Source organism: Dyella sp. 05T440, assembly GCF_056395965.1.
The window spans coordinates 98,035-114,883 of sequence record NZ_JBFTKN010000007.1; the positions used below are offsets into that span (position 1 = coordinate 98,035).

At 64.6% G+C, this 16,849-nt stretch carries 10 protein-coding genes and 1 pseudogene; 8 read left to right on the top strand and 3 right to left on the bottom strand.

Annotation, left to right across the window (positions count from 1 at the left end):
• Positions 1 to 37: 37 nt before the first annotated feature.
• The 3 genes from AC1DE1_RS11275 (at position 38) to AC1DE1_RS11285 (ending at position 4,723) form a co-directional block, all read left to right on the top strand.
• Entirely contained in the window at positions 38 to 1,141 is a 1,104-nt protein-coding gene (locus tag AC1DE1_RS11275) for a Glu/Leu/Phe/Val dehydrogenase dimerization domain-containing protein (RefSeq protein ID WP_441604257.1), read from the top strand.
• A gap of 175 nt (positions 1,142 to 1,316) precedes the next feature.
• The gene (gene yccS / locus AC1DE1_RS11280; RefSeq protein WP_477179087.1) at positions 1,317 to 3,479 is read left to right on the top strand and encodes a YccS family putative transporter; all 2,163 of its coding nucleotides are present in this window, start codon (positions 1,317 to 1,319) and stop codon (positions 3,477 to 3,479) included.
• Positions 3,480 to 3,565: 86 nt separating this feature from the next.
• Positions 3,566 to 4,723 carry an isovaleryl-CoA dehydrogenase gene (locus AC1DE1_RS11285; protein WP_477163581.1) on the top strand — a complete coding sequence of 386 codons (1,158 nt, stop codon included), beginning with the start codon at positions 3,566 to 3,568 and terminating at the stop codon, positions 4,721 to 4,723.
• Positions 4,724 to 5,521: 798 nt separating this feature from the next.
• Here the strand turns inward: AC1DE1_RS11285 and AC1DE1_RS11290 are convergent.
• Together AC1DE1_RS11290 and AC1DE1_RS11295 are read right to left on the bottom strand one after the other, a co-directional pair.
• Positions 5,522 to 8,419, bottom strand: a complete 2,898-nt coding sequence (locus AC1DE1_RS11290) for a S8 family serine peptidase (RefSeq protein ID WP_477176067.1) — start codon at positions 8,417 to 8,419, stop codon at positions 5,522 to 5,524.
• Between the two features lie 207 nt (positions 8,420 to 8,626).
• Positions 8,627 to 11,446, bottom strand: a complete 2,820-nt coding sequence (locus AC1DE1_RS11295) for a S8 family serine peptidase (RefSeq protein WP_477176066.1) — start codon at positions 11,444 to 11,446, stop codon at positions 8,627 to 8,629.
• A 225-nt stretch (positions 11,447 to 11,671) separates the two neighbouring features.
• On the opposite strand from AC1DE1_RS11295, the gene AC1DE1_RS11300 reads away from it, so the two are divergent.
• From AC1DE1_RS11300 to AC1DE1_RS11310, 3 genes and pseudogenes are all read left to right on the top strand, one after another.
• Positions 11,672 to 12,856 carry an acetyl-CoA C-acyltransferase gene (locus AC1DE1_RS11300; protein ID WP_477176065.1) on the top strand — a complete coding sequence of 395 codons (1,185 nt, stop codon included), beginning with the start codon at positions 11,672 to 11,674 and terminating at the stop codon, positions 12,854 to 12,856.
• 146 nt (positions 12,857 to 13,002) lie between these two features.
• A pseudogene (locus AC1DE1_RS11305) lies at positions 13,003 to 13,263 on the top strand (hypothetical protein); the annotation flags it as partial.
• A gap of 193 nt (positions 13,264 to 13,456) precedes the next feature.
• Positions 13,457 to 15,064 carry a carboxyl transferase domain-containing protein gene (locus AC1DE1_RS11310; RefSeq protein ID WP_477176064.1) on the top strand — a complete coding sequence of 536 codons (1,608 nt, stop codon included), beginning with the start codon at positions 13,457 to 13,459 and terminating at the stop codon, positions 15,062 to 15,064.
• 60 nt (positions 15,065 to 15,124) lie between these two features.
• On the opposite strand, the gene AC1DE1_RS11315 is transcribed toward AC1DE1_RS11310, so the two are convergent.
• A complete protein-coding gene (locus AC1DE1_RS11315; RefSeq protein ID WP_441604264.1) occupies positions 15,125 to 15,310 on the bottom strand; it encodes a hypothetical protein in 186 nt (61 codons plus the stop codon).
• 134 nt (positions 15,311 to 15,444) lie between these two features.
• Between AC1DE1_RS11315 and AC1DE1_RS11320 the strand changes: the two genes are divergently transcribed.
• Entirely contained in the window at positions 15,445 to 15,792 is a 348-nt protein-coding gene (locus AC1DE1_RS11320) for an ArsR/SmtB family transcription factor (protein WP_477176063.1), read from the top strand.
• A 6-nt stretch (positions 15,793 to 15,798) separates the two neighbouring features.
• Positions 15,799 to 16,752 carry an SRPBCC domain-containing protein gene (locus AC1DE1_RS11325; RefSeq protein ID WP_477176062.1) on the top strand — a complete coding sequence of 318 codons (954 nt, stop codon included), beginning with the start codon at positions 15,799 to 15,801 and terminating at the stop codon, positions 16,750 to 16,752.
• Positions 16,753 to 16,849: the final 97 nt, after the last annotated feature.

Here is a 16,849-nt window from a genome sequence, read left to right on the forward strand (position 1 = left end):
GCCGTCCCCGGGCACACAACTTGGAGTTTCCGTTCCAATGATTTTCGAAACCATCGCCAAAACGGGTCACGAAGAAGTCGTCTTCTGCCATAACAAGGACGCTGGCCTGAAGGCCATCATCGCGATCCACAACACGGTGCTGGGCCCTGCGCTCGGCGGTCTGCGCATGTGGCCGTACAAGACCGAGCAGGACGCGGTGAATGACGTGCTGCGCCTGTCGCGCGGCATGACCTACAAGAACGCCGTGGCCGGCCTGAACCTGGGCGGTGGCAAGGCGGTGATCATCGGCGATCCGAGTAAGGACAAGTCCGAGGCGCTGTTCCGCGCGTTCGGCCTGTTCGTCAACTCGCTCAACGGTCGCTACATCACCGCCGAAGACGTCGGCATCGACGTCAACGACATGGAATACGTGTTCCGTGAAACCGAATACGTGACCGGCGTGCACCAGGTGCACGGCGGCTCGGGCGACCCGTCGCCGTTCACCGCGTTCGGCACGCTGCAGGGCCTGATGGCCGCGCTGCAGGTCAAGCACGGCAACGAAGACGTGGGCAAGTACAGCTACGCCGTGCAGGGCTGCGGCCACGTGGGCAGCGAGTTCATCAAGCTGCTGCGCGAACAGGGCGCCAAGGTGTTCGTCACCGACATCAACAAGGATGCCGTGCAGCGCTGCGTGGATGAGCTGGGCTGCGAAGCCGTGGGCCTGGACGAGATCTACGACGTCGACGCCGACGTTTACTCGCCGTGCGCCCTGGGCGGCACGCTCAACGACCAGACCATCGACCGCATCAAGGCCAAGATCATCTGCGGCGCGGCCAACAACCAGCTGGCCACCGACGCCATCGGCGACGAGCTGCAGCGTCGYGGCGTGCTGTACGCGCCCGACTATGCCGTCAACGCCGGCGGCGTGATGAACGTGTCGCTGGAAATCGACGGCTACAACCGCGAGCGTGCGATGCGCATGATGCGCACCATCTACTACAACCTGGGCCGCATCTTCGAAATCTCCAAGACCGAAGGCGTGCCGACCTACAAGGCGGCCGACCGTCTGGCCGAAGAGCGCATCGAAGCGATCGGCAAGATCAAGCTGCCGACCATGGGCCACCATGGTCCGCGCTTCGCTGGTCGCATGCGCGGTCAGTAAGTACTCGCGGCAGGTTTGAAGAAAACGCCGGCCTCGTGCCGGCGTTTTTTTGCCCGCGACCACCACCTGTGGGAGCGCACCCTGTGCGCGACTGCATGTCCGACAGGTTGTCGCACGCCCCGTCGCGCACAGGGTGCGCTCCCACAGGAAAGAGGCGGCATCGTATGCTGGCGTCATGCTCTCCTCCCTCGCCTACCGCTGGCGCCGCGTGCGCGGATCTGACCGTTACGCCGAATGCCTGCGCGTCCTCCTCGCCTTAAGCGGCGCGGTCGCATGGTGCTTCGGGACCGGACACATCGAAGCGGTGGTGTCGGTCCTGCTGGGCATCATCGCCTGTGCACTGGCCGAGACCGAGGACCACTGGCGCAGCCGCCTCACCACCTTGCTGCTGACGCTGGCCTGCTTCGCGTTCTCGGCGATGGCCGTGCAATGGTTGTTTCCCTACCCCGCGCTGTTTGCCATCGGCTTGCCGCTGTCCACCTTCGCCCTGGTGATGCTGGGCGCCGCGAGCGAGCGCTACGCCACGGTGGCTGGCGCGACGCTGCTGCTGGCGGTGTACACCATGATTGGCGCCGACCAGGCGGTCAGTGGCCCCTGGTGGTATCAGCCCGCCCTGCTCCTGGCGGGCGCGTCCTGGTATGGCGTGCTGTCGTTGCTGTGGAGTGTGCTGGCGCCGCAGCAGGCGCTACGCCTGTCGCTGGCGCGGTTGTTCGATGCGCTGGCCGATTGCATGGAAGGCAAGGCGGCACTCTTTACACCCGTCCACGGCGTCGATCGCGAAGCGATGCAATGGGCGCTGGCGATGCAGAACGAACGGGTGGTGGAAGCGCTCAACGACACGCGACTGATGCTGGTCGATCGCATCGGTGCACGCCGCCCCCGCGGCGCCATGGCCGCGCGACTGCAGATGTACTTCCTCGCGCAGGACATCCACGAGCGCATCAGTTCCGCCCATTACCCCTACGATGCGTTGGCCGAGGCCCTATTTCATAGCGACGTCTTGTTCCGCTGCGAACACCTGCTGCGGCTGGAAGCACAAACCTGCCGTCAGCGAGCCGAGGCGCTGCGTTTTCACACCAAGCCCACCGCCACGAACCGTGCCGACAGTGTCGCCACGGTGAGCGATCTGCACAGCGCGCTCGACGCGTTGCGCGAGCAAGCCAAACCACCACCGGCACATCTGCTGCGCGCGGTGGATGCACTGGTGCGCAATCTCGCTTCGATCCAGCAACTGCTGGCCAGTCATGCGCCGCATGGACTCAGCGGCAGTCGTTCGGAACGACTGCTGCAACACCCGGGTCCGCAGTCGATCACCGATGCGTGGGAACGCATCCGCATCCAGTTGACGCCGCGGTCGTTTCGCTTTCGCCATGGCGTGCGCCTAGCGCTGGCGCTGCTGGTGGGTTATGCGGTGCTGCTTGCGATGCATCCGCGGCATGGCTATTGGATCCTGTTGACCACCCTGCTGGTGTGCCAGCCCAGCTATGGCGCCACCCAGTTGCGGCTCGTGCAGCGCGTGCTGGGTACCGTCGTCGGCCTCGTGCTCGGCTGGGCCACGTTGAAGCTGCTGCCGTTCGGCCCATGGCAGATGCCGCTGGTGGTGCTGTCGGGCGTGATTTTTTTCGCGGCACGACTGCGCCGCTACACCACCGCGACAGCCGCCATCACGCTGTTCGTGGTGCTGTGCTTCAACCAGGTAGGCAGCGGTTACGACGTGATGTGGCCGCGCCTGCTGGACACCTTGATCGGCACGGCCATCGCCGCGCTGGCCATGCGTCTGGTACTGCCCGACTGGCAGGGACGCCGCTTCGACGAGGTGCTGTCCGATACCGTGCGTGGCGATGCGCGCTATCTCGAACAGATCATCGCGCAGTACGCCAGCGGTCGTCGTGACGATCTGAACTATCGCATTGCCCGTCGCGACGCGCACAACGCCAACGCCACGCTTAGCGCCGTCCTCGCCAACATGCTGCGCGAACCAGGGCGCCACAGCCGCGGCACGGAAAGCCTGCTGCGATTTCAGTCGGCGGCGCATACCTTGCTGGGGCAGCTGTCTGCGCTCGGCGCCAATCGCCAAATCATTGCATCGACGGCAGCGCGCGACGCCGTGGTTCGCGCCGGTGACGCTGCGGTCAAGGCGCTGGCGCAACTGGGTGATGCGCTGGCCAACGGTCTCACGGCGCAGGTCACCACCGACGATGCCGCATGGCTGGAGCCCTTCGCCGCGAGCGCCGACGACGATGCAGCCCGCCTCGCGCTAGGCCAGCTTGCGCAGGTACTGGTCCAGCGCGACCGGCTTGCCGAGCTGGCGAATACACTCAATACCTCCGATGCCTGACCCCCGAGGGCTTGTGCGTCGCGCAACGGCTTGTTAAGGCCGCCGCGGTACCATGGAGATCTTCCGCAATTCCGGAGTTTGAAGGCATGCGTCCGTTTCCACTGGGTGAAGAGATCGATCTGTTGCGTGACAGCGTGCACGCGTTCGCCGAGAAGGAGATCGCTCCCCGCGCTGACCACATCGATCGCGAGAACCTGTTTCCCGCCGACCTGTGGCGCAAGTTCGGCGACATGGGCCTGCTCGGCATCACCATTCCGGAAGAATACGGCGGCACCGGCATGGGCTTCCTCGCGCACATGGTGGCGATGGAGGAAATCTCGCGCGCGTCCGGCTCGGTCGGTCTTTCCTATGGCGCGCACTCCAATCTGTGCGTGCAGAACATTTTCCACAACGGCAACGAAGCACAGCGTCGCAAGTACATCCCCAAGCTTTGTTCGGGCGAGTACGTTGGCGCGCTGGCGATGAGCGAACCGGGCGCCGGTTCCGATGTCGTCGGCTCGATGAGCTGCAAGGCGGAGAAGAAGGGCGACGTGTGGGTCGCCAACGGCTCCAAGATGTGGATCACCAACGGCCCCGATGCCGACGTGCTGCTGGTCTACATGCGCACCGCTCCGCGTCCGGCAGGCAGCCGCTGCATGACGGCCTTCATCGTCGAAAAAGGCATGAAGGGCTTCAGCACCGCGCAAAAGCTCGACAAGCTCGGCATGCGTGGCTCCAACACCTGCGAGCTGGTGTTCGAGGATTGCGAGATTCCGGAAGAGAACATCGTTGGTGAAGTGAACGAGGGCGTACGCGTGCTGATGAGCGGCCTCGACACCGAGCGCCTGGTGCTGTCGGGCGGCCCCATCGGACTGATGCAGGCGGCGCTCGACATCTCCCTGCCCTACGTGCGCGAGCGCAAGCAGTTCAATGCCCCCATCGGCACGTTCGGCGTGATGCAGGCCAAGATTGCCGACATGTACACCGCTCTGCAGAGTTCCCGCGGTTTCGCATACATGGTCGCCCAGCAGTTCGACCACAACGTGAAGTCACGCATCGACCCCGCCGCTTGCCTGCTCAATGCATCGGAGAACGCGGTGAAGGTGGCGCTGGAAGCGATCCAGACGCTCGGCGGCAACGGCTACATCAACGAGTTCCCGGCAGGCCGCTTGTTGCGCGATGCAAAGCTCTATGAAATCGGCGCAGGTACCAACGAGATCCGCCGCATGCTGATCGGACGCGAGTTGTTTCACGGCAAGGCGTGACAGCTGGCGTTTGCGAAAAGGCAGTCCCACTTCCCGACGGGAAGTGGGTGAAGTGAAGTGCATGGAGTTACCGGGGCTGTTGTAGGAGCGCACCTTGTGCGCGACCAGCCTACGGAGCGATACACCCCAGCGCGGCGGTCGCGCACAAGTGCGCTCCTACAAGGGAGCACCCGCGCCGTGGCTCACGGTTTCAACCATGCGAGCCGCTTGTCTGTGGGAGCGCACCCTGTGCGCGACAAACCTACGGAGCGGTACACCACAGCGTGGCTGTCGCGCACAGGGTGCGCTCCCACAGACAAGCGCCAGGCGCGGGATCAAGTGCCATGTGCGGCCAAAGCCGATGCGCAGCGAGGCCCGCTTTAAGTCCTCAGCGATTCGGGCGCGTTGCGCAGCGCTTTGAAGTATCCCCTGTGTACCCTCGGAGGTTGTCCCGCAGCGACGCGCCTCGAGCGTTCGGGCTTATCCCAACACAATGCTGCCGGCGTTATCCGGCCATTTTCTTTGGGTTACTTTCGACGCGAAGCTAGTCCCGTGGGATCTTTTGGGCCAGCAAAAGAAAAGTGACTCGAGCGGCGGCAGCCGTTCGAAACGCCCGCCGCGTCCCACAGGGACTAGCTTCGCGTCGTAGGCGGCACGCTGGCGGTAGCGCGACGATCGCGGCCCACCGCCACTGGATCCCGGCGTGCGCCGGGATGACGAACGATTCTTGCCAGCGCACCACGGAATAGAACCGTTCCCGCGAGCACCCGCCCCTCACCCCAACCCTCTCCCCGACGGGGAGAGGGAGAGAGAGCTACGTCAGAAATTCAGCCGATAATTGAGCATCCCCATCATCCCCTGGCTGTTCTGCCCAAAATACTGATCCATCCCAAACTGCAGACTAGAACGCGCCGACATCGTCCAGTCGAGCGACAAGCCCACCTGACCTTCATAGCGCGACAACCCCACGCCACCGACAGGCGCCCACTGGTCAACACCAGTGAAGCTCGCGTCGAACACGTCACCATGCATGGCAAAGGCCTGCTGCCATTGCGCGCGCGCCTGAAGGCCGAGGCTGCCGCCACCGGCGAGCGACCAGGTATGGCCCGCACGCACGCCGAAGCCGGCCTGCCAACGCTCCACATCCTGCTCGCCGCTCTTCAGGCCGAAGCCGTAGCCGCCCAGTTCATTGAAGCCATCGCGCTGGATGTGCGCGTACTGCATGTTGGCGTACGGCGTGACCTGGATGCCGCCGAACGAGGTACGCAGGCCGCTTTCGCCATAAGCCACGGTGTAGCGGCCGTTGGTATCGCTGGCCACGCCTGACACATCGCTGCCGAGCTCAAGGTGACGGCGCATATTCTCCCGGTACGTGCCGTAACCGAGTCGACCCATGCTGTACCAGTTGTCCTGCATGACGCCACCGTAAAGCATGCCTTCGACGGCATTGCTCTGGCCCTGGTCCGCGAATTCAGCGAGACGGCCCAGGCCCTGGCTCTGGCTCACGGCAAAACCCAGCACGCCGTTGCTGCCGAGCTTGCGGTCCTGGCCGGCCATCCATCCGCTGAGGTCGTAGCCCACATCGCCGTAGCCGCTGCGGCTCATGCTGCCGTGGTAACCGAGCGTCTGCGCCCAGCCGCCGGTCGTTCGCGTGTCGACCAGCCCGTCGAAATGATCCGACAGCGCACGCGTACCGGCATCGATCGCTTCGAAGGTCATCGCCGCACTGGCGGCGTGCAGCTGGCCCGAAAGGCTTTCCAGCGACTGCTGCAAGGCCGCGGTGGTCTGCGTCTGCTGCAGGCTGGCCGCGCCATGCATGAAGTCCGTGCCTACCGGCGTGCCGCCGATCGGTGGCGTGCCCTGCCCCAGCTGGGAGTTGATTGCGCCAAAGGCATTGTCGACGCGCTGTGCAGCACCATACGAAGCGGTGGTGTAGGTCATGCCATTGACGGCACTGGCCTGCACCTGGGTCACGTTAAGCCATGCGCTATTGCTGTCGTAGTTGAGCGTGGCCGCGAGCAGCACGCCGGAGGCCACATCCAGCCCGGTGAACTGGCCCGTGAGTCCACCCTTGGCGGTGAGCACGTTGGTGTGCGAGTTGGCCACATAGCCTTGCATGGCGCCAATCACATAAAGATTGCCGCCAACGAGCACGGCCTGGCCATCGATATTGAGCGAACGCCCCAACTCCAGCGCGAGTCGACCGGTTTGGCCGTCCGTGGCAGTGAAGCCCTGGTAGTAGCTGCCGCTGATATGTACGTCGCCGCCGGCCACCACCAGCGTGCCCAGGTTCTGGACGTCCGCACCGAAGCTGTGCGCGCCGCTCATGATCGCATCGACATGGTCGATGTAGAGGTTGCCGGCAATCGACGGTGCAACCAGCGCACCGTGCTCGATGAACGTGTCGCCGGTATAGCTCGGGTCCTGAGTCAGCGTCAGCGTGCCGGTGCCGTCTTTGGTCAGACCGCCGCTACCACTGATCGCATTGCCCCAGGTGGAGTTGATGTTGAGCGTGACGTCGAAGTTGCCCCAGTCGAACTTGGCCGGACCCAGGATGGCCTTGCCCACGTCGAGCTCGCCATAACCGAAGGTGGAGTCCACGCCTGGCGCACCCAGATCGTCCGCCGTGCCCAGCAGAGTCTGGCGCACCTGGTCATTCGTGAAGTACGGAAACGCCTGCCACACCACCGCTGCCGCACCGGATACGGCAGGCGCAGACAGCGAAGTGCCTTCGACGATCCAGTAAGTCTGGTTGCTGGTGGTGTCGTCCTTGCCGCTGACAACCACGTTGCCCGGCGCGGCCAGGCAGTAGTTCATGGCCACGCCGCACTTGTTCGAATAACTCGCCAGCTGCGTGGGGTTGCTGCTGTCCAGGGCGACGACGGCCAGCCAGCCTTTCTGCAGATCCTCCGCGCCCGACATGCTGGGCAGCGCGGCGATGGTGCTGGGATTGGGCAGTGAATCATTGCCTGCCGCAAACACCACCAGGCCGCCGCCGTTGACGAACGGCGCGTACGCATCGTGGAAGCCCTTGGTCGTGGCGGTGTCGCTCGCGTCCCAGGTAATGCCACCCCAGGAGTTGTTCATCACCTTCACGCCGGCATTGATCAAATCCTGATTGATGTAACCGAACGGCACGGCATCCTGCCCCGATACCGTGGACGGCGGCGTCGATCCGTCATCGTCGGGCGCCTTGTCGGAGATGATGCGTGCCGACACGAGGCTGGCGCCCGGTGCAATGCCGCCCGCGAATTTGCCGAAGGCGCTGCCGGCGGCAATTTCCGAAACCCAGGTACCGTGGCCGACGACATCGTCCACCGACAGGTTGTTGGTCGCCGGGTTGATATAGGTCAATTCCTGGGTGACCTTGCCCGCCAGCGCCGGGTGGTTGCGCATGATGCCGCTGTCGACCACGCCGATGGTCACGCCTGTGCCAGTGAAGCCGGCACTGCGGGCGGCATAGGTATTGGTCAACGACAGCTGCGCATCGAGCGGCGGCTGCGTGAGCGGCGGCGTGGTGGGCGGTGTTGTTGGCGGTGGCGTGCTGCCACCGGACCCTGGACCCGTGGGCGGAGAATAACCCGATCCAGGCGGCGAATAGCCCGGCCCCGGTGGTGTATAGGCAGGGGCCGGCTTCACATTGCCGTTGCCGCCGCCACCGCAGGCACTGAGGCCCAGCGCCATCCATACCAATACGGAAACCTGGCGGAAACGCATTCCGCCCAGACCACTCTCCATTGTTCCCCCTGCGCCCCCTTAGGGCATCCCTTGCATCCATGGCGCGGCGGCCTGTTACCTGGACTCCGCCAGCACCTCCCTGACTAATCTTCGCACAACATGGTGCGAAAAATTCCTAGAGGTTCACAGGATGAAAAAGCCCGCATCGCAGAGATGCGGGCCGGTAGAACCGCGCCTCATTCGGGGTCAGAACGACAGGCGATAGGCCAGCGTGTCCATCCTGCCGTGCTCATGCTCGGCGACGTACTGATCCATTCCCAGCGACAGGCGGGAGCGATGCGAGATCGCCCAGTCCACACTGAGTCCGGCCTCGCCGCCATAGCGGGACAGGCCGATGCCACCGACCGGCGCCCATTGATTGAGCACTGCAAAACTCGCATCAAGCACATCGCCGCGCATGCTGAAGGCGCGCTGCCAAAGCATGTGCGCCTGCACGCTCAAGCTGCCGCCGCCCGGCAACGACCAGTCGCGGCCCGCGCGCAGGCCGGCGCCTGCCTGCCAGCGCTCGATCGTCTGCGACGCGGCTTTCAATCCGAAGCCGGCACCGCCGAGTTCGTCGAAACCATCGGTGCGGATATTGGCGTATTGCAGATTGGCATACGGCGTTATGCGCACACTGCCCCACTGCATCCGGTAGCCGCTTTCGCCATAGGCAATGTCGTAGGTACCGTTGGTATCGCTGGCGACGCTTTCCACATCGCTGCCCAGCTCGAGATGGCGCCGCATGTCCTCGCGATACGAGCCCATGCCCAGCCGTCCCATCGCATACCACTGGTTCTGTACGAAACCACCGTAAAGCATGCCTTCCACCGCGCGGCTGCGGCCCTGGTCGGCGAATTCGTCGAGGCGTCCCAGATCCTGGCTTTGGCTCACCGCAAAACCCATGACCCCATTGCTGCCCACGCGGCGATCCTGGCCGGCCATCCAGCCGTTAAGGTCATAGCCCACGCTGTTGTAGCCACTGCGATTCATGCTGCCGTAGCTACCCAGCGTCTGCGTCCAGCCGCCGGCGGTATAGACCTCGCCCAGTTGGTCGAAGCGTTGCGATAGCGCACGCGTCCCTGCATCCATCGCATCGAAAGTCATCGCTGCGCTCGCCGCGTGCAGCTGGCCCGACAGTGAATTCAACGACTGCTGCAAGGCAGCGGTCGTTGCGGTTTGCTGCAGGCTTGCTGCGCCATTGATGAACGAGGTCGGCAGCGGATGGCCGGTGACGGTGGTGCCCGAGCTCACCTGCGTGTTGATCTGATTGAACGCGCCATCGATGCGCTGCGCGGCGCCAAACGAGGCCGGCGTATACGTCATGCCCGTCACCGCCGAGGCTTGCACCTGGGCCACGTTCAACCACGCGTCCGTGCTGTTGTAGTTGAGCGTGGCGCTGAGCAATACGCCGGTGGCCACGTCCAATGCGGAGAACGTGCCGGAGATGCCGGCCTTGGCCGTCAACACGTCCGTATGCGCATTGGCCTGATAGCCCGAATTGATGCCCGTGACGTAAAGATCGCCACCGCTCAGCGTGGCCGCGCCACCGACCCGCAACGCCGAGCCCAGCGATACCGCCAGCCGACTGCCCGCCTGTTGCGCATAGTTGCCGGCCACGTTGACATCGGTACCGGCCACCGCCAGCACGCCGGCATTGGTGACTGATCCGGCTATGGATGGTGTACCGCTCAACACGCCTTGGGCGCCAATGCTCACGCTCGATGCCAACGATGCAGCCACCAGCATGCCGCCCTGCACCTGGGTCAACCCGGTATAACTGGACGGCTGGGTCAGCGTCAGCGTGCCCGTGCCCTGCTTGATCAGGCCGCCGGCGCCGGAGATGGGATTGTTCCAGCTTGAGCTGCCGCTGAAGCTGACAGTGACGTCGCCCCAGTTGAATTGTTCCGGCCCATTGACCGCCTTGCCCACGTCGAGCTCGCCGTAGCCAAAGGTGGCGTTCGGCTGCGAGCCGCCCAAGGGATCGGCGGTACCGAGCAAGGTCTGGCGCACCAGATCGTTGTTGAAATAGGGGTAGGCCTGCCACACCAGGGCAGCCGCGCCGGAGACTTGCGGCGCCGCCAGCGAGGTGCCTTCGACAATCCAGTAGGTCTCATTGGCCGTGCTGGTATCGCTCTTGCCGCTCACGATCACATCGCCGGGCGCGGCCAGGCAGTAGTTCATCGCGATGCCGCATCGGTTCGAATAGCTGTCCAATTGAGTGGGGCTGTTGCTGTTGATTGCCACCACGGTGAGCCAGCCCTTCGCCAGATCCGGCGCCAGGCTTGGCAGCGCCGCGATGCTGCTGGGATTGGCCTGCGAATCATTGCCCGCCGCAAACACCACCAGGCCGCCCCAGCTATTGATGAAGGTGTTGTACGCGTCGTGGAAACCCTGGGTGGTGGCGGTGTCGCTGGCGCTCCAGCTGATGCCGCCCCAGGAGTTGTTCATCACCCTGACGCCGTTGGCGATCAGATCGGCATTGACCTGGCTCAGCGGTATCGCATCGGACGAATTCACCGGCGCCGGTGGCGTGGAGCCATTATCGTCGGGCGCGCTGTCGTCGATGATGCGTGCCGACACGATGTTCGCGCCCGGGGCGATGCCGCCGACGAACTGGCCAAACGGTTTGCCCGCGGCAATCTCGGCTACGTAGGTGCCGTGGCCGTTGACGTCATCCACCTTGAGGTTGTTGGTGGCGGGATTGACGTAGGTGAGTTCCTTGATCACGCGCCCCGCCAAAGCCGGGTGGGTGGAGGTCACGCCGGTATCGACCACGCCGATGGTGACGCCCGCCCCGGTGTAGCCGGCGGCGTGCGCAGCATTGGTGTTGGTGAGCGTCAATTGCGCATCGACCGGCGGTGGCGGCGCGGTGGAGGCCGGTGGCGGCGCCGGAGCCGGCGCGGGTGCCGGCGGCGAGGGTCTGGTGTTGCCACCACCGCCGCCTCCGCAGGCGCTCAGCCCCAGAGCCAGGCAGACCCATACCGCGCCACGACGGTACCGAAACCCCTGCATCACCGTATTCATAAGGCCCCCGCCCCACTGAATCACGTTCAAGATGACTGCCCTGCGCGCGTCTCCCTGGTATTGGCCACGCGCGCCTCCATATTTGCACAACGAAATCGCAACTAAATGCCTGCAAGATCCCGCTGGTATCGCAAAGAGGGCCGGTTTGCCCCGGTTACTGGCGGGCTGCGATAATTCTCGGATTAAACCGGGGCCTCGCCCCATCAAGTACTTGCGGAGATCCCCATGTCGGACGTCAGCGTTGTCATCGTCGGTGCCAAGCGCACTGCCATTGGCTCCTTCCTCGGCCAGTTCACCGGCGTACCCACCCCCACCCTGGGTGCCACCGCCATCCGTGCCGCGATCGAGCAGTCCGGACTGGCCCCCGCCGATGTCAGCGAAGTCATCATGGGTTGCGTGCTGCCGGCCAACCTCGGCCAGGCCCCTGCCCGCCAGGCCTCCCTGGGCGCCGGCCTGCCGGTGGCCGTCGGTTGCACCACCATCAACAAGGTCTGCGGCTCGGGCATGAAGGCCCTGATGCTGGGCCATGACCTGATCAAGGCCGGTTCGGCCTCGGTGGTGGTCGCTGGCGGCATGGAGTCGATGACCAATGCACCGCATATGGTCAATGCGCGCACCGGCATCCGCTACGGCGATGGCACCCTGGTCGACCACATGGCGTGGGATGGCCTCACCAACCCGTACGACGGCAAGGCCATGGGTGTGTTCGGCGAGCTGTGCGCCGACAAGTACCACTTTACCCGCGAGGAGCAGGACACCTATTCGAAGGAGTCGGTGGACCGCGCCAAGGCCGCCCAGGCGAACGGCGCATTCGCCGGCGAAATCGTTCCGGTCACCGTCTCCAGCCGCAAGGGCGACATCACCGTCGACACCGATGAGCAGCCGGGCCGTTCGGACACCAGCAAGATCTCGTCGCTGAAGCCGGCGTTCCGCAAGGAGAATGGCACCATCACGGCTGCCAGCTCTTCGAGCATCTCCGATGGCGCCGCCGCACTGGTGCTGTTGTCAGCCGATGACGCAAAGACGCGTGGGCTCAAGCCCCTCGCTCGCATCGTCTCCCACGCGACCCATTCGCAGGAACCGGAGTGGTTCACCACCGCGCCGGTCGGTGCACTGCATAAGGTGTTGGAGAAGGCCGGCTGGAAGGCCAGCGACGTCGACTTGTTCGAAGTCAACGAAGCCTTCGCCGTGGTGGCCATGGCTGCGATGCGTGAGCTGGACATCGCGCGCGACAAGATCAACGTCAACGGCGGCGCCTGTGCATTGGGCCATCCGATCGGCGCCAGCGGTGCCCGCCTGGTGGTCACCCTGCTCAATGCTTTGAAGACCCGCGGCCTCAAGCGCGGCGTGGCGTCGCTGTGCATTGGTGGTGGCGAAGCCACGGCCGTTGCGGTGGAACTGCTCGACTAAGCCCTTGATTGGCGGTCCCACCGGTGGCCGCCGATGAAAGCGGGGTTAACCATTTTTGCCCGTTCACACAAAGATGTGGCGGATTTTCCGCGAAAGCGCTATTAATACGCCCGCCAAACGGCATTCCACGGCAAAGGAGATTCAACATGAAGTTCACGCGTACCCTTCTCGCCTCTGCGCTCGTCGCGCTGCTGGCGGCTTGCAGCAACGGCGCGCAGGATTCCGCGCAGGACGCTCAGAAGTCGGCTGACCAGGCTCAGCAGGCTGCTGACCAGGCTCAGAAGGCTGCTGCTGCTCCGGCAGAGGCTCCGGCCGCAGCTCCCGCTTCGACCGCTGCTGCTCCGGCCGAACAGCCTGCGCCGACCCCGGCTTCGACCGCTGCTGCTCCGGCTGCTGCTTCGACCGCTGGTCACTAAGTACACTCGTGTACTTCTAAAACCGGCCGCCTTGTGCGGCCGGTTTTTTTTTGCCCCATGCAAAAGCAGCGGCCAGTCTTTGTGCGTAAGTGAAAGTACGTGCCCCTTCTATGCTGCGACGCCGATTTAGCCCTCGGCCATGGGCCGCTATGATCGACGCTCCCCACCAAGGCAGCCTGAGCCCATGAGTGTCATTGCGTCGCAGATCGACCCCCGCGCCCCGGATTTCCAGGCGAGCAGCGCGCAGCTGAAGGGACTGGTGGACGACCTGCACCGTGAGCTGGCTCGCAGTGCGGAAGGCGGCGGCGAGAAGGCCCGCGCCAAGCACACGGCCCGCGGCAAGCTGCTGCCGCGCGAACGCATCCGCGCCCTGCTCGATCCGGGCTCGCCCTTCCTCGAGCTCTCGCCACTGGCCGCCCATGGCATGTACGACGATGCCGCGCCGGCAGCCGGCATCATCACCGGCATCGGCCGGGTCAATGGCCTGGAAGTGGTCGTGGTCGCCAACGACGCCACGGTCAAGGGCGGCACCTATTTCCCGATCACGGTGAAGAAACATCTGCGGGCGCAGGAAGTCGCGCTGGAAAACCGCCTGCCCTGCATCTACCTGGTCGACTCCGGCGGCGCCTTCCTGCCGCTGCAGGACGAGGTGTTTCCGGACAAGGAGCACTTCGGCCGCATTTTCTACAACCAGGCACGCATGTCGGGCCTGGGCATTCCGCAGATCGCCGTGGTGATGGGTTCCTGCACTGCCGGTGGCGCCTATGTGCCGGCGATGAGTGACGAGACCATCATCGTGCGCGAGCAGGGCACGATCTTCCTGGGTGGCCCGCCGCTGGTGAAGGCCGCCACCGGCGAAGTGGTCGATGCCGAGGCGCTGGGCGGCGCGGATGTCCATACGTCTATTTCGGGTGTCGCCGATCACTATGCCGAGAACGACGCGCACGCGCTCTCCATCGCGCGGGACATCGTCGCCAGCCTCAACCGCAAGAAAGACATGCCGCTGGCCCTGCGCGCGCCCTGCGAGCCGCTGCACGCCGCCGAGGAACTGTACGGAGTGATCCCGCAGGATAGCCGACGCCCGTTCGATATCCGCGAGGTCATCGCACGCATCGTGGACGGCTCGGAGTTCCACGAGTTCAAGGCCCGCTACGGCAAGACCCTGGTATGCGGCTTTGCGCATATCCACGGCTATCCGGTGGGCGTCATCGCCAACAACGGCATCCTGTTCTCCGAGTCGGCGCTCAAGGGCGCGCACTTCATCGAACTGTGCAACCAGCGCAACGTGCCGCTGGTATTCCTGCAGAACATCACCGGCTTCATGGTCGGCAAGAAATACGAGAACGCGGGCATCGCCAAGGACGGCGCCAAGATGGTGACCGCGGTGGCGTGCTCGCACGTGCCCAAGTTCACCGTGGTGATCGGTGGCAGCTTCGGCGCCGGCAATTACGCCATGTGCGGCCGCGCGTACGGCGCACGCTTCCTGTGGATGTGGCCAAACGCGCGCATCAGCGTGATGGGCGGCGAGCAGGCCGCCTCGGTGCTGGCGACGGTGCGCCGTGACGGCATCGAAGCGAGCGGCAAAAGCTGGAGCGCGGAGGAAGAAGAAGCGTTCAAGGCGCCGATCCGCGACCAGTACGAACGCCAGGGCCACCCCTACTACGCCAGCGCGCGCCTGTGGGATGACGGCATCATCGATCCAGCTGATACCCGCCGCGTGCTCGGCCTGGCGATTTCCGCCTCGCTCAATGCGCCGATCGAACCGCAGCGCTACGGCGTGTTCCGCATGTAAGCGTCAACGTTCGCCTGGCCACAAGGGCAGGCGAACGAGTTTAGGTCACGCTTGAGGCATTCAGCGCGGAACGCGCAACGAGGACTCGCGCAAGGCGGTCTCGTGATCCACTTCGTCGTGTCCGGCGATGTCCAAGGTGTCGACCACGTTGTGGCCGGCCGGATGGTGGACATGCGTCGGCGAAATGATCACATCGGAGAGATCGCCGTCGGGCACGGCCGTCTCGGTGTTGGGCGTGTGCTGCATGGGTGGCTCCTGAGTAACCGCGCGAGTTTAGCGATCTGTCGTCTCATCCGCACCGAGGGCACGCACAAGGCCTGGTCGGCCCACATTCAACCAAACGGTTGACATTCGACTGAGCGAGGTGGATATTCAACTCCATGGTTGAATATCCGATGCCCACCCTGGACACCGTCTTCCAGGCCCTCACCGACGGCACCCGCCGCGCCATGTTGCGCAGCCTGGCCAACGGCGACCGCAATATCGGCGAACTGGCCGCGCCGTTCGCGATGTCGCTGGCCGCAGCCTCCAAGCATGTGAAGGTGCTGGAGCGCGCGGGCCTGGTGCGCCGTCTGGTCAAGGGTCGCACCCATATCTGTCGTCTGGAACCGGGGCCGCTCGCTGCCGCCGATGAATGGCTGCGCTTCTACGAGCAGTTCTGGAACCGCAAACTCGATGCGCTCGAGGCCTTGCTCAAGGCCGAGGACAGCGCCCTGCCCAAAAGGTAATTGTCGATGAGCACGCTACGAACCCTGCGCATCTCCCGCCATTTCGACGCCAGCCCGGAACGCGTCTTCGATGCATGGCTCGATCCCGCCACCGCTGGCCGCTGGCTCTATTCCGCGCCAAACGGCGAGATGGTGAAAGTGGATATCGACGCGCGCGTCGGTGGCCATTTCAGTTTTATCGACAGGCGCGATGGCGAAGACGTCGAGCATGTCGGCGAGTATCTGGAAATCGATCGGCCGCGGCGGCTCGTCTTCACCTTTGCCGTGCCCAAGTATTCCCAGGCCACTACGAAGGTCAGCATCGACATCGTCCCGTCCGGGTCCGGTTGCGAACTGCGCATGCTGCATGAAGGCGTGCTGCCGGAATGGGCCGAAGCGACGCAGGAAGGCTGGGGTGGCATCCTCGCGAAGCTCGCACAAAAGCTGCAGCGCGATCCCCCGCGCCAGTTGCTTGCCGCAGACACGGCGCGTTTCGAACGCCTGCTGCCGGGACCGATCGAGCGCGTGTGGTCCTACCTCACCGAATCGGACAAGCGCGCGCAATGGCTGGGCAGCGGCACGATGGAACAACGCGTGGGCAGCGAATTCCAGCTGCGCTTCGATCACGCCCAACTGTCGCAGACGCCGCTGCCGCCGCCAGCCCGATTCGCATCGATCGCTGCTGGCAAGACCACCCATCACCGCGTCATCGCCTGCGAGCCGCCAACCCTGCTGGCGATCTCCTGGGGCGATGCACAGGAGCCTTCGGAAGTCAGCTTCGAGCTCGCACCCGCTGGTGAACAGGTTCGCCTCACGGTGACGCACAGCAAACTCAAGGCCGCCGATATCGCCGGCGTCAGCGGCGGCTGGCATACCCACCTCAATATCCTGGAGGATCGTCTGGACGGCCATTTGCCGCAGCCGTTCTGGCCGGTCTTCAGCCATCTGCTGGCGCGCTACGAACAACTCCCCCATCGCTGACGGGGTGGGCGATCGAGCAGGTTGCCGGCGCGCATTCCTGCGATGCGCCACCGGCAACCATGCGATTGAATGGCGCCACGGTTGGGAGTAATTTCGA